The following is a 14,921-nucleotide window of genomic DNA, read 5'->3' as shown; positions in this document are numbered from 1 at the left end:
ATGTTTGTACATATAAAATGTCTTAAAGCCCCTAATTTACGGTTGTTTTTCTAAACATGGGGTCATTTTAGATGTTTTATAAATAAAATGTATGTACATATAGCTTAATTATAGAAATATGGCAAAGTATTATCTGTTTTTGCTGATGTGGTGTGGTTACTATACCGCTGCAAATGCACAGGATAAACAACCCGCATTCACTTCAATAGAACTTAAACCTACCGTCGCTTACCTGAAACATGAAGGCCGGGCTGCGAGGATGGTGCGTCTCCTCTTCCACGGAGGAAAGAACAATGTGGCAGCTACCGCCTTCATTAGCTTCAACGGACTAAAAGACAGCATCCGGATCAATGGCGGCAGCGAAGGAATGAACGTTTTTGAACTCCCCCTGCCAGGCGGTCCTGTACAGCACGAAACACAGTTAGATGTGAAACTGGCTGCCAGCGGGAGAGAATACACCGCACACTGTATGGTGGCGCCTGCACCCGAGTGGAAAGTCTACCTGTTGCCTCACTCTCATGTGGATATCGGTTATACCAACGTGCAGGAGAAAGTAATGCGCCTGCATATGAACAATATCGACGAAGCAATAAAGATTGCCCAACGTACACAGGATTACCCCGCAGATGCTCGTTATAAGTGGAATACGGAGGCTTTCTGGGTAGTTGACCACTACCTGGCTGCTGCAGATGAAACGAAGAAAAAAGCCTTCTGGGAAGCCGTTAAAAAGGGTTGGATCAATATTGATGGTGCATATGCAAATATCAATACCAGTGTGACCGATTCCCGTCAGCTCATGCAGATGTTCCATACTGCCGTTAAAACCGCGAAAGAACATGGACTGGATATCAGTACGATGTTTCAGGGAGACATTCCGGGCGCCTCCTGGGGACTATCCAGCCAGTCTGCCATTACTGGTATCCGGTACTTCTGGGGTGCGCCTAATGCGGGCGACCGTATCGGGAACTCGCCTAAATGGCGTGACAGGCCTTTCTATTGGCAGTCGCCCGCCGGTGAGAAAATGCTCTACTGGCAAAGCGAGCCTTATTCGATCGGCTATACACTGAAAGGCAGCAAGATCCCTAACTTCTTTACTATAGAAGACCCTGTGCCATACTATACCGGTAAGCCTTCAGAGAACTTCCTGAACCCATATCTGTTTGACTATCTCGCAGAGCTGGACAGGAAGAAGTTTCCTTACAATATGACCATCATGACATGGGCTATGAGCGACAATGCACCCATAGACCCTGAACTGCCGGAAGCCGTAAAGGAATGGAATGAAAAGTTTGCCTCTCCACGGTTGATCATCACATCAGTAAAACAATTCTTTGGCGATTTTGAAGCGGCTTATAAGGATAAGATTCCTGTGGTGTCGGGCGACTATACAGAGTTCTGGACAGACGGTATCGCTTCCGCTGCAAAAGAAACCGGCTACAACAGGAATGCTTCCGAGCGACTGCAACAGGCAGATGCTATATGGGCGCTTCGTAACAAACCGGGCTATCCTGCAAAAGATTTTGACACGACCTGGAATAATATCCTACTGTTCAACGAACATACCTGGGGAGCTTACAATAGCATTTCTCATCCAAACGATCCTAAAGCCGTTTCACAATGGGGATATAAACGTTCTTTTGCTTTAAAAGGAAAAGAGCAATCTGCCGCCCTGCTGGCAGAAGCTGTGGAAGGACAAGCAATTGCCAATGCTGTGGATGTTTATAATACCATCGGCGATACCCGTTCCGAAGTGGTGGTCCTGTCTGCCGCACAAAGTGCTGCCGGAGACCTGGTAAAGGATATTAACGGAAAGAGCGTACCGTCCCAGCGACTGAGCACTGGCGAACTGGCGGTAATGGTAAAACAGATCGCTCCTTTCTCTAAACAGCGTTTCACTGTTCATGCAGGTAAAGCTTTTGCCAATACAAAGGCTGCTGTTACAAACACTACACTACAGAACGGCTTGTACAAAATAGCACTCGACGAAACAACAGGTAACATCATTCGCCTGGAGCGAACAGGCATCTCCCGTAACCTGGCCGATTCCGGTGGCTTAAACCAATATTCCTATCTGCCGGGCGATTCCCTCGCGAAGATCCAGTATGCCGGTCCCGCGAAGATCAGTATAAAAGAAAGAGGCCCATTGGTAGTTAGTTTACTTGTGGAATCTTCCGCGCCCGGCGCTAATGCTTTAAGCAGGGAAATAAGGCTGGCAGCAGGTGTAGATCGTATAGAGATCATTAACACCATCGATAAAAAAGCAGTCACTGCGAAAGAAGGCGTGCACTTCGCATTCCCTTTCAATGTAGCAGATGCACAGGTGAGATACAGTATCCCCTGGGGAAGTATTAATGTGGAAGCAGACCAGTTACAATATGCCAACAGGAACTGGTATACCGTACAGCGATGGGTGGATGTATCCAATAAAGACTACGGTGTTACCTGGTCAACACCCGATGCGCCGCTGTTTGAAGTAGGTAAACAAACAACGGCCGATCTGACAGGAGGATTGTACGATTCTCCGAAATGGATCAGCTTCACGGAGCAACATCCTGCACTATACTCATGGGTGATGAATAACCTGTGGCATACAAACTTTCGGCACTCACAGGAAGGCCCTGCTACGTTCCGTTACTATCTGCAGGTACATCATGCATATGATGCATTTGCTGTAAACCAGTCAGGACTAGCTAATCACCGGCCGCTGATAGCTGCCGCTGCAGCAGGAAATGCCGGTGAATCATTGTTTTTTAGCATCGATACTAAGCCGGTATACATAGAGAGTATTAAACCTGCCGATGATGGAAAAGGAGTGGTATTGTGGCTGGTGAATACATCAGACATGGCTGCCCCTGTCACCTTTACGGCGAAAGATAAAACTGCTGCCCTGAATATATGGGAGAGCAACATGCTGGAAGAATATAAACAGCAATTAACTAACAAAGTAACACTGCCTGCGAAAGGTATCATGATGTTGCGTGTGGAGACGAAATAACTGTAATACATGTCGAACAATGTAAAATCAAATCCTGCTACTGGCAGGATGGAAGATGAAAGAGAAAGCTGGCGTACTTCCGGGCAGTACCTGTTACCGTTGCAGCAAACGGAAACGCCAGAAGGATATAACATTTATCCGGCGCATGCTTTAGGTAAAGGAAAGATCAATGCCGGTTTTGAAACGCTGGCGGCCTGGATCATATCACAGCAGCAGGTACAGATAGATGGTTATACTGGTATACTATGGGATGAGGTGCAGACCTCGCTGGATGAGATCTTCAGCAGACAGGCGTTAAAAGTGAAATGGCATTTCGCAGCAGAAGCGCTGAAAGAAGAAGGAACGATCGAACAGTTGGTTGCTCCCTTCCTCGGTGAACGTGGCGCTGTGTGGGGTACACGTACTACCTTGCAGTTGTCTGATTTCTTTTATCCGGAGATGCTGGCCGCTATGCAGCCTGCCGCCGGGTACGACCTGCATATTGTAATTGGCCCTGGCGCTGCACTCGTAAAACCTGGTGTGCCATTGGTCTATCTTGATATGCCGAAAAATGAGCTGCAATACCGCATGCGCGCAGGTGCTGTGACTAACCTGGGCAGCAATAAAACAGATGCAGCCGCTGAGATGTACAAACGTGCCTACTTCGTTGACTGGGTGGTATTGAATGATCATAAACAATCGCTGGCAAACAGGGTGGCCATATTTGCAGATACGCAATGGGGCAACACACTCACATGGATAAAAGCGGCAGACCTCTATACCGGCATACAGCACATCTGCCGTGATACTTTCCGTGTACGACCATGGTTTGAGCCTGGCGCCTGGGGGGGGCAGTGGATGAAAGAACATATTCCACAGCTGCCACAGGAAGAAGTGAACCTCGCATGGTCTTTCGAAATGATCGTACCGGAGAATGGAGTATTGTTTGAAAGTGACAGTTATCTCTTCGAGATTCCTTTCGAATGGCTGATGTTCCTGCAACATACAGCTGTGCTGGGAAAACATGCGGACATTTTCAGGTATGAATTCCCTATCCGTTTTGATTTCCTGGATACCTTTGACGGAGGCAACCTGTCTATTCAGTGCCATCCTGCATTGTCTTATATCAGGGAGCAGTTCGGTGAAACTATCACACAGGATGAAACGTATTATATCCTGGATTGTAAAGAAGATGCCAGTGTATATCTTGGTTTTGCGAAGGATATTGATCCGGTACAGTTCAGGACTGCACTGGAATACAGTCAGCAGGAAGGCAAAGCTTTGCCGATCACAGATTATGTACAACAGCATAAGGCGAATAAGCATGACCTGTTCCTGATACCTAACCGTACCGTGCACAGCGCAGGAGCTAACAATATGGTACTGGAGATCAGTGCCACACCGTATATCTTCACGTTCAAAATGTATGACTGGGTACGCCCCGGACTGGATGGCAAACCAAGACCGATCAACATTGAGCATGCCTTTAAGAACCTGGACTTCAGCAGACAGGGAGAGGTAGTAAAAAATGAATTGATCTCCGTTCCGGCGCTGATAGAAAAAGGTACAGACTGGGAGTTATGGCATGTGCCTACACACCAGCAGCATTTTTATGATGTGCACCGCCTGGAAATAAATAGTGAGATCACCGGCAGTACAAATGGGCTCTGCCTTGTAATGATGCTGGTAGAAGGTACTGCTGTTGCAGTAAAGACAGCTAATGGAAAGGAAACAGTGTACCAGTATGCAGAGACATTCGTGATACCAGCAGCAGCAGAAAGTTATACCCTTGTTAATAAAGGACCGGGGAAGGCAAAGGTGGTAAAAGCCTTTATCAAAGAAGAACATCCGGTCTTCAGCACCATTCAGTTATGAAACAACAATCTAATTTTCTCCTCGTTATGACCACTGTGGTAGCCTCCCTGGGAGGTTTCCTCTTTGGATTTGATATGGCAGTCGTATCAGGTATACTGCCTTTTGTAAGAGTACAGTTCGAATTAACCGCCTTCCAGGAGGGATGGTTTGTATCGTCCGCACTGGCTGGCTGTATTGTGGGTGTGATCATCTCAGGTAATCTGAGCGACCGCCTGGGTAGAAAGAAACTGCTTTACATGGCAGCTTTGCTTTTCCTGCTGGCGGCCCTGGGCTGTTCCTTTCTTTCTGAGCTTTCCTGGATCATTGCAGCCCGTATTACAGGCGGGGTGGCAGTTGGTATTGCTTCGAGCATTGTGCCGCTATATCTGTCTGAAATTGCGCCGGACGATAAGCGGGGCCGTCTCGTTACCTATTACCAACTGGCCGTTACGATCGGCATCCTGGTGGCCTATTGCAGTAACGCACAGTTGCTGTCTTATGCAGAAGCACATAAAGCAGATACCGGCGGCGGCTTGATACACTTCCTGTTTGTACAGGACGTATGGCGCGGTATGTTCGGTCTCGGTATGTTACCTGCGGCCCTGTTCCTGTTAGGATTGTTATGGGTGCCTGAAAGTCCGCGGTGGTTGCTGCAACGCGGACGTACCAGTGAAAAAGAAGGGTATGCACCATTGTTCGCACCGGCTATGCGCCGGGCATTATTGATAGGGATATTATTGCCCTTGTTCTCACAGTTCAGCGGTATTAACGCCATCATTTATTATGGGCCTACTATCCTGAACAATGCAGGTATTACACTCAGTAATTCATTCATCAGCCAGATCATCTTCGGGGCTGCAAACGTCTTCTTTACCATCTTTGCGATCTGGAAAGTAGATAGTCTTGGCAGAAGACCGCTATACCTCTGGGGAACAGCAGGAGCTACTGTCAGCCTGATCTTGACCGGCATTTGTTTTTATACCGGCGCTACAGGTGTTGCATTACTTTGTTGCGTACTGGCCTTCCTTGCCTTCTTTGCATTTTCAATCGGCCCGCTGAAATTTGTGATCGCTGCGGAGATCTTCCCTGATAATATCCGGGCCAGGGCATTATCTTTAAGCATTATGGTGATGTGGATATCAGATACGATCGTAGGACAGCTAACACCTGTGCTACTGCGTAACCTGGGTACCGCACAGACCTTCTGGTTCTTTGCAGCATTCTGTCTTTGTGCGTTCATCGCCGTTTACAGACTGCTGCCCGAAACGAAAGGACAATCTTTTGAACAGATAGAGCAATATTGGAAAAACTCAGTGAAACAAACAGCATGAAAGAGACAGTGGTTTTAGGTGTGGATATTGGTGGCTCACATATTACAACTGCATTGGTGGATATGCATCGCAGGACTTTCCTGCCTGGATCTGTTCACCGTGAACATATCGACTCGCATGCCGGCGCTGATGAGATCATCAGTCGCTGGAGTTATGTCATGAAAAAAAGCATGCTGGCCGGCAATGGTGTTCATCATATTGGCATTGCTATGCCGGGCCCCTTCGATTATGAAGAAGGCATCAGTCTTATCAAAGGATTGCACAAGTATGAATCCCTGTATGGACTGAATGTGAAAGAATTGCTGTCGGCACAACTGGGCATCGATAAGAAAGACATCATGATCATGAATGATGCTTCTTGTTTTCTGCAAGGAGAATTGTTCAACGGGGCAGTGAAAGGAGAGAAGGAGGTACTTGGGCTGACGCTTGGTACAGGTTTCGGATCATCCGTAGCTGATAAAGGCATTGCACAGGAAGGAACTTTCTGGAAGACCCCTTTCCTGGATACCACTGCAGAAGAATACTTTTCCACCCGCTGGTTCCTTCGCCGTTATGAAGAACTGAGCGGTGAAAAAATAAAGAGTGTAAAAGAACTGGCCGGTATGGCGCAGCAATCGTCATATGCCCTGGATGTATTCCAGGAGTTTGGATACAATCTTGCCATGTTCCTGCTGGAGCAGCAGCCTATTCCTTCATTGGTAGTATTAGGTGGAAATATTGCCCAGGCGTTTGACCTGTTCCGCGCTAATCTCCAGTTTCATATGGAAGGCACCCGGTTTGTGGTGTCCCAGCTCGGGGAAGAGGCGATCCTCTTAGGCGCTGCCGGTTTCTGGGAATTAAATGGTAAGTGATATCTCTATTGTTGTTCCGGTTTGTAATATAGAATGACCACCCCTGAACTGAAAGTCCTGGCTTTCATGAATCTGAGGTAAATATTTTCTTCCATGTCCCTGAACATCGGTACGCCCTGTTGTATAAAGACAGGATGTACCCATATCTGGAATTCATCGATCAGGCCTTCCTGTATGAATGATCTGACTATGCTGCCACTGCCATAGATGATCATATCTTTACCGGGCGACTGTTTCATCTTCAGTACTTCTTTACCTGCGTTCTCTTTCACCAGCCTGGTGTTGCTCCAGGTAGCACTTTCCAGTGTCTGGGAGAATACGACTTTTGTATGATTGTTCATCATATCTGCGTATTCCAGCGCTATTCCGGTGAATGTCTTATTTGGCCAGTATCGCGCCATTCTCTCATAACTCACGCGGCCAAGCAGGATGGTATCTGTCTTACCCAACTGATCGCAGAAATAGATGGACATTTCCTCGTTCCACATAGGAAAGTGCCAGTCCAGCTCTCCATTGGTCCCCGCCATGAAACCATCGAGCGTAACATTCATAGATACGATTATCTTTCTCATTCAGTTAGAGTTCTTCTCAATTTCAAAGATAGGATGACTGGATAGGTTGAAGGGGTTGTATTCCGGACTTGTGAAGGGGTTGTTTCTGACATCTAAATTTCCTTATTTTTGCCATACAACCTGTTTATTAAATACTGATCCCAGATGAAACACATTTCCATTCTCGTGCCGGATGAGGCTGTATTAGGCACCATATCTGATACGCGTTACATGTTCACTACGCTGAATGAATTTCTCGAGGCCGATGGTAAGCCTGCCATGTTCAAAGTACAGCTGGTGGGCCTGACCCACGAAATACCTCTGAACCAGGGTCTTTTCTCTGTACATCCTGAAATCCTTATCAAGGACGTAAAAAAAACAGACCTGATCGTCATTCCTGCATTAAGCGGTAATCTGAAAGCGACCCTGGAAAGGAACAAAGCGTTCATTCCCTGGATCGTCGATCATTATCATAACGGGGCTGAAGTAGCCAGTTTGTGCATAGGTTCTTTCATGCTGGCATCTACCGGATTACTGAACGGGAAAGAATGTTCCAGTCACTGGGCTACTGCTGCCGAATTCCGGGCAATGTTCCCTGAGGTGGAGCTCATGGATGGAAGGATCATTACCGAAGAACAGGGTTTGTATTCAAGTGGCGGTGCTTCTTCTTACTGGAACCTGCTGTTGCATATCGTTGAAAAATATACGGACCGTGCGCTGGCCATCAGGATAGCTAAGTTGTTCGCACTGGAAATTGACAGGAAATCTCAATCACCTTTCGTGATGTTCAACGGTCAGAAAAAACATGAAGACGAGCCTATTAAAAAGGCGCAGGAATTCATTGAGTGTAATCTCACTGAAAGGATCTCTGTAGATGATCTGGCTTCTAAATTTGCTATTGGCAGAAGGCATTTTGACCGTCGTTTCAAGAAAGCTACAAACAATACACCCGCTGAATATATTCAACGGGTGAAGATCGAGGCCGCGAAGAAATGGCTGGAAAACAGCCATAAGAATGTGAATGAAGTTATGTATGAAGTAGGCTATAACGACACCAAATCTTTCAGAACAGTTTTCAAAAAGATCACGGGACTGTCACCTATCGATTACAGGAACAAATACAATAAAGAGGCTGTGGTAGCCTGACCTAGTCCAGGAAATTGGAGGTCAGCGTATCCCACACTTCTTTACCATTACCATTGAATACCTGTTTCAGTGCATACATGCCGAAACCTTTCGCCTGAGAAAATTCTATCTTGGGCGGCATCACCAGTACAGACGGATTTACAACGGCGTCTATCAACACAGGGCCGTCGTGTGCAAAGGCCTTTTCAAGCGCTGTATCCACATTAGTAGGATCTTCCAGGCGAATACCCTTTATACCTATCGCCTCGGCCATGCGGGCGAAATCAGGGTTCTTCAGATCGGTGCCAAAGGGTGGCAAACCTGCTACTTTCATTTCCATCGCTACAAAGCCTAAAGAGCTGTTATTGAAGACAATGATCTTGACCGGCAGGTTATATTGTGCAATGGTGAGGATATCCCCCATCATCATCGCAAAACCACCGTCACCTGAAAGGGAGATGACCTGTCTTCCGGGATAGGTCAGCTGTGCGCCGATAGCCTGGGGCATAGCACTGGCCATTGAACCATGATTAAAAGAGCCTAGCAGGCGTTGTCCTTTTTTCATCTTCAGATACCTTGCAGCCCATACAGTCGGTTCGCCTACATCTGCCGTAAAAATGGCATTATCCGCCGCCATCTCATTTATCCTGTGGGCCAGGTACTCCGGATGTATAGGAGACGTATTGAACTTGCCTAAAGCGTGATCGTCCAGCGATTCCCGGCTCTTTTTGTAATGTTCCACACATTTGTCCAGGTAAGAGTGATCAGTCTTTTGTTTTACCATAGGCAGCAGGCAATGAAGGGTTTCTTTTACATTTCCTACGAGGCCCAGGGAGATATTACAGCGTCTGCCCAGTCGCTCAGCCCTGATGTCAACTTGTGCAATTTTTGCACGGGATGGGAACCAGTCCTTATAGGGGAAATCTGTGCCCAGCATAATCACCAGGTCACTATGTTCCATAGCGTGATAACCGGAAGAGAACCCGATCAGCCCGGTCATGCCCACATCAAAAGGATTATCGTATTCCACATGTTCTTTTCCACGAAGGGCATGCACCATGGGGGAGAGCAGTTTTTCACCTGCGGCAATGAGCTCATCATGGGCGCCGGCACAACCGCTGCCACAAAGGAGTGTGATCTTTTCCGACTGATTGATCAGGTCTGCCAGTTTGCGTAATTCATTATCTGAGGGCCGTATGGTAGGACGGCTTATAAGCAGGTCATGTTCCAGCCCGTTGCTTTCCACCGTCTGCATGGCAACATCTCCGGACAGGGCGACTACTGCAACGCCTCCCAGTCCGACGGCATTCTGCATGGCGATCTGTAATACTCTGGGCATCTGCCTGGCAGAGGCGATCGTTTCGCAATAATGGCTGCATTCCCGGAACAGGGCCTCAGGCCGCGTTTCCTGGAAATAGGAGGTACCTACTTCCGTACTGGGGATCTGCGCAGCAATAGCCAGGACAGGGGCCATGCTCCTGTGGGCATCATACAATCCGTTAATAAGGTGCATATTGCCGGGACCGCAGCTACCTGCACATACGGCGAGTTTTCCCGTTAGCTGTGCTTCCGCACCTGCCGCAAAGGCAGCAGCTTCCTCATGACGATAATGAATCCAGGTTATCTCCTTATTTTGGCGGATCTCGTCTGTAATACTGTTGAGGGAGTCCCCAACTACGCCATGTACTCTTCTGACGCCGGCGGCTATCAATTGTTCAACTATTTGTGCAGCTATTGTTTTGGGCATAAACAAGGTGTTGTTTTATTAAATTTACATTTAAAATCAATGTCTTATACTTCGAAAAGGCAGTAAAGGGATTTAGACCAACAAGAACCACGATCTTTGCATCAAATACTGAAATGGTCACCATTTTTTTGCTGACGGATGTCTTATAATTGCTAATTAAACGTAAACGCCATGATCAACGTCTCAACAACTCCTGCCGGAACCAATTGTCTGTTATTGGGAATCTCACCGGAAGAGGCAGCGCAGATCAAATTGCCCACCAGATATATCGGCCGTAAGGAAGAGATCTACCAGGATTATCTCCGGTTGATAGATGAGCATCTTGCGGATATAATAGCGGGCAGGGTAGATGAAATGTTTGAACTGAAACAGTTTGCCGAAGCATTGTTCATTCATCCCACACATCTCAGCAATGTGATCAAAGAACATACCGGGTATCATCCCTGTTATTTCTATGAGCAAAAGTTGCTGAAGATGGCAAAGGAATTATTATTAGATAATAAGCATTCCGTAGCGGATGTTGCAGCGATACTTACCTATGATCCTTCCAACTTCACCAAATGGTTTAAATCGTTCGAAGGAATAACGCCTTCCAAATTCAGGCGCTTACATGAGCAACGATAGAAATACTGAAAAGGGTACCATTTTTCCTTAAATGATCACCATAACCAGGACCGCTGTTTGAGTCAACTTTGTATTGTAAAAACAAACACAGTACAAAATGAAAACAACGAAGAAAATAGCACTGGTAACAGGCGGTAGCCGCGGATTAGGTAAGAACACTGTGATCGAACTGGCTAAAGACGGACATAACATAGTCTTCACTTATCACAGTAAAAAAGAAGAAGCGCAACAGGTCATTGCAGAAATTGAGAAATTGAACGTAGAAGCTATTGCACTGCAACTCAATACAGCAGATACTAAATTATTCCCCGCATTTAAAGCTGAGCTGCAGAACGCGCTTAAAGACAAATGGGATACATCTAATATTGACTTCCTTATCAACAACGCCGGTATTGACCGTTACGGTATGTTCACCGATGTAACTGAGCAGGACTTTGACGACCTGGTGAACATCCACTTTAAAGGCGTGTATTTCCTCACACAAACATTACAGGACGTAATTGCCGATGGTGGAAGGATCATCAACATTTCCACAGGTCTGGCAAGGTTTGTAACACCCGGTTACTCCGTTTACTCTTCTACAAAAGCAGCCATTTTCAACTTCACGAAATACCTCGCTAAAGAATTAGGTGGAAGAAGGATCAACGCGAATGTTGTTGCTCCCGGCGCTATCGAGACAGATTTCACAAAGAGCGCTTTTGAAGCCCATCCCGGTGCAAAAGATTATATCGCTCAACATACAGCGCTTGGTCGTGTAGGCCTGGCGGAAGATATTGGTGGTGTGACTGCGTTCCTTTGTAGTGAAAGAGCAAGATGGATCACTGCACAAGCTATAGAAGTATCCGGCGGAATGTTTCTATAGGCTGTGGACCATGTACAGGAAAGGTTGTAAACGATCGTTTACAGCCTTTTTGCTTTAGCCAATATCGAACACGAGATGTCTCAAAAATGAACACATCTGTATATAGATAATGTATATTTCTGTTTATAGTAATTAACTGTAGATTGGCATTCGCTTGGCATGTTGGCATCCTGAATAATGACATTAAATAAACGAGATGTTTTTAAACTATATCAAGACTGCCTTCAGAAATTTTCTTCGTAACGGTAGCCATTTCTTTGTGAATATTACAGGACTGATGGTAGGCTTTTGCGCTTTCCTTCTGATTGCTGTCATTGTACAATATGCGAAAGAGTTTGATAGCTTCCACACTAAAAAGGATCGTATTTACCGTGTGCTGAGAGCTAGCCAGGGAGAAGCATCGGGTGGTTATGGTACTGGTGTACCCTTCCCATATGCAGCAGCTTTGCGGAAGGATTATTCCCAGTTGGAGAAGGTGGCGGCTATATATGGCGACAAAGATGTCCAGGTAACTATTCCCGGTACCGGAGCAGAAACGGGAAAGAAATTCAAGGAACGAAAAGGTACCTTTTTTGCAGAACCGGAGTTCTTTGAGATGTTTGATTTTAAAATGCTGACAGGAAATGCCGCCAGCGCCATCAGAGAGCAGAATACAGCATTGCTGACCCGGGAATTTGCGACAAGATATTTTGGTGACTGGAAGCAGGCCGTTGGTAAACACATCAGTGTATATGGACTGCACATAATGGTTACAGGCATATTGGAAAATCCGCCTGCCAATACGGATTTCCCATTAGGGCTTGTCATTTCTTATGCTACCCTGACACAGGTGGGTTTTGACCTGAATGACTGGGTGGGTATTACAGACAACTATTGCTTTGTATTGCCCAGGGCCGATTATGTAGCTGACCAATTAAATGGATTACTAACGGGCTTTGTATCGAGACATGTTCCTCCGTCCCATGCAGGTTACAAGTTGCTGCTGCGGCCACTGGCAGAAATGCATAGCGACAATCGCTTCGAGACATTCTCTGGTCGTGTATTCAGTAAAGAACTGGCAACCGCATTAAGCCTGATAGGTTTGTTCCTGCTGATCATTGCCTGCGTTAATTTCATCAATCTGTCTACAGCTAATGCCATTAATCGCGCAAGAGAAGTAGGAGTAAGGAAAGCACTTGGAGGCAACAGGCAACAGCTATTAATACAGTTCCTGGGCGAAACAGGTTTTACTTGCTTCATTGCCATGGCGGGTGCCATTATTCTGGCAGCTATCCTGCTTACACCTTTAAACAGACTGCTGGACATGAAGATATCATTACTGGTATTTTCGCCTGCTTCATCCATTGTATTTGTCGTGTTGTTGTGGGTTGTTGTAACCATACTGGCAGGTTTTTATCCTGCCCTTGTGCTGTCCGGTTTCAGTCCTATGAACGCTTTAAAAAGCAAGATAGGTATTGAAAGCATAAAAGGGATCAATCTGCGAAGAGGATTGGTCGTATTACAGTTCGTGATTGCACAGGTGCTCATCATTGGCACATTGATCGTCATTTCACAGATGAACTATTTCCGGAACGCAGATATGGGATTCAATAAGGAAGCTGTCATTACTGCAGGTTTTCCCAATGATAGTATTAACCGTTTGAAGCTGGACTACCTTCGTAGCGAGCTGCTGCATCAACACGGGGTAAAAGATGTGAGCTTCAGTATTTTTGCACCGACCGGTAATAATTTCTGGGCGACCGATCTGAGGTTGAGTACTAATCATACTGATGTAGCTGATATGGTCGTGAATATGAAACCAGCTGATACCAGTTTTTTTAATATCTACAAGTTTCAGTTACTTGCCGGCAGGATCTATTATGCTTCCGATACTATAAGTGAATTTGTCGTAAATGAAACCCTGGTAAAAAAGGCCGGATTCGGAAGTCCGGAAGCAGCTATCGGACAACGTATCACAATAGGGGGGCGTACACGACCGATCACTGGTGTTGTAAAAGACTTTCATGTGAGTTCCCTGCGGGAACCTATGGCGCCGGTGGTCATGACAACTATAAAGCGGAGCTACAGAACGGCCAATATCAAGATTGAAACAAAAAATGCTAAAGAAGTGGTGACCGCTATGGCGGGCATCTGGAACAAGACCTTCCCGGACTATGTCTTTGAGTATAGTTTTATTGATCAGACAGTGGCTGACTATTACAAACAGGAAGACCAGCTGGCGCAGCTCTTTAAGATCTTTGCCGGCATTGCGGTCTTCATTTCTTGTCTGGGACTATACGGCCTTATATCTTTTATGGCGGCACGTCGGAGAAAGGAGATCGGTATCCGCAAAGTATTGGGCGCAAATATTAGGGGCATCATCCTGTTACTTTCCAAAGAATTCCTTATCCTGATCGTTGTAGCTTTTGTGATTGCGACCCCTATAGCCTGGTATGTTATGGACAAATGGTTGCAGCAATTCAGTTTTGGCATCAGCATAGGAGCGGGTTTCTTTATAATCACACTACTGGCATCTGTTGGTATAGCCTGGCTTACGATAGGTCATTCCGCTATAAAAGCCGCTATTGCTAATCCCGTAAAAAGTCTGCGAACGGAATAATTGATGCAGGCAGAAATACAAAGAAGGAGGTGTCTCATTGTTGAGGTGCCTTTTTTTTCTTATTTGCAAGACGGGGTAGGAGAAAGTTACTGATATCTCCGGGATGTGGGGACGATCATCTACTGAAATTGGTGAAGAAGGAGCTGGATAAGAATACCCAGCTTTCATATCTCACGTTATGAAGAGACACGCTTATCGCATGTCTATCAGGTGCGCAATATAGTTACGTGTACCGGAATCTTCTATTAATAAGATGTTAAATAGTAGGAGTGCAGTATAGTTATTTACATTAAACTGATCATGTGAGTGCCCGTTGTTGTTGAGGATAGCTTTAAACCGATCTTTACCGCGGATCAAAGCTTGAAGTATCTGCAATAAAAAAATGACCGGAACAACGTTGTTT

10 protein-coding genes are annotated in these 14,921 nt (G+C 46.1%); 8 read left to right on the top strand and 2 right to left on the bottom strand.

Annotated elements, in window-relative coordinates:
- Nucleotides 1-118: 118 nt before the first annotated feature.
- The 4 genes from C7475_RS28610 to C7475_RS28595 are packed head-to-tail and all read left to right on the top strand — an operon-like array spanning nt 119 to nt 7,010.
- Nucleotides 119-2,995, top strand: a complete 2,877-nt coding sequence (locus C7475_RS28610) for a glycoside hydrolase family 38 C-terminal domain-containing protein (RefSeq protein ID WP_110056853.1) — start codon at nt 119-121, stop codon at nt 2,993-2,995.
- Nucleotides 2,996-3,004: 9 nt separating this feature from the next.
- Entirely contained in the window at nt 3,005-4,849 is a 1,845-nt protein-coding gene (locus C7475_RS28605; protein WP_233259991.1) for a class I mannose-6-phosphate isomerase, read from the top strand.
- Nucleotides 4,846-6,159, top strand: a complete 1,314-nt coding sequence (locus C7475_RS28600) for an MFS transporter (protein ID WP_110056852.1) — start codon at nt 4,846-4,848, stop codon at nt 6,157-6,159. Before C7475_RS28605 ends, C7475_RS28600 begins: the two co-directional genes overlap by 4 nt.
- Nucleotides 6,156-7,010, top strand: a complete 855-nt coding sequence (locus C7475_RS28595) for an ROK family protein (RefSeq protein ID WP_110056851.1) — start codon at nt 6,156-6,158, stop codon at nt 7,008-7,010. Before C7475_RS28600 ends, C7475_RS28595 begins: the two co-directional genes overlap by 4 nt.
- 5 nt (nt 7,011-7,015) lie before the next feature.
- Here C7475_RS28595 and C7475_RS28590 read toward each other — a convergent pair whose 3' ends face one another.
- Complete coding sequence (locus C7475_RS28590; RefSeq protein WP_110056850.1) at nt 7,016-7,582, bottom strand: dihydrofolate reductase family protein; 567 nt, start codon at nt 7,580-7,582, stop codon at nt 7,016-7,018.
- A gap of 144 nt (nt 7,583-7,726) precedes the next feature.
- On the opposite strand from C7475_RS28590, the gene C7475_RS28585 reads away from it, so the two are divergent.
- Nucleotides 7,727-8,707, top strand: coding sequence for a GlxA family transcriptional regulator (locus C7475_RS28585; protein ID WP_110056849.1), 981 nt, complete (start codon nt 7,727-7,729; stop codon nt 8,705-8,707).
- Between the two features lies 1 nt (nt 8,708).
- Here the strand turns inward: C7475_RS28585 and poxB are convergent, their stop codons facing one another.
- On the bottom strand, nt 8,709-10,433 hold the full coding sequence (poxB, locus tag C7475_RS28580) for a ubiquinone-dependent pyruvate dehydrogenase (protein WP_110056848.1): 1,725 nt from the start codon (nt 10,431-10,433) through the stop codon (nt 8,709-8,711).
- 171 nt (nt 10,434-10,604) lie between these two features.
- Between poxB and C7475_RS28575 the strand changes: the two genes are divergently transcribed.
- The 3 genes from C7475_RS28575 (at nt 10,605) to C7475_RS28565 (ending at nt 14,518) form a co-directional block, all read left to right on the top strand.
- The gene (locus tag C7475_RS28575) at nt 10,605-11,057 is read left to right on the top strand and encodes an AraC family transcriptional regulator (protein WP_110056847.1); all 453 of its coding nucleotides are present in this window, start codon (nt 10,605-10,607) and stop codon (nt 11,055-11,057) included.
- Nucleotides 11,058-11,154: 97 nt separating this feature from the next.
- The gene (locus tag C7475_RS28570) at nt 11,155-11,919 is read left to right on the top strand and encodes an SDR family NAD(P)-dependent oxidoreductase (protein WP_110056846.1); all 765 of its coding nucleotides are present in this window, start codon (nt 11,155-11,157) and stop codon (nt 11,917-11,919) included.
- Between the two features lie 196 nt (nt 11,920-12,115).
- The gene (locus C7475_RS28565) at nt 12,116-14,518 is read left to right on the top strand and encodes an ABC transporter permease (RefSeq protein WP_110056845.1); all 2,403 of its coding nucleotides are present in this window, start codon (nt 12,116-12,118) and stop codon (nt 14,516-14,518) included.
- Nucleotides 14,519-14,921 lie beyond the last annotated feature (403 nt).

The sequence above is a fragment of the Chitinophaga sp. S165 genome, from assembly GCF_003182155.1.
Lineage (GTDB): Bacteria > Bacteroidota > Bacteroidia > Chitinophagales > Chitinophagaceae > Chitinophaga.
The sequence above is the reverse complement of the archived record's forward strand: the minus strand, read 5'-3'. Positions and strand labels throughout refer to the sequence as shown.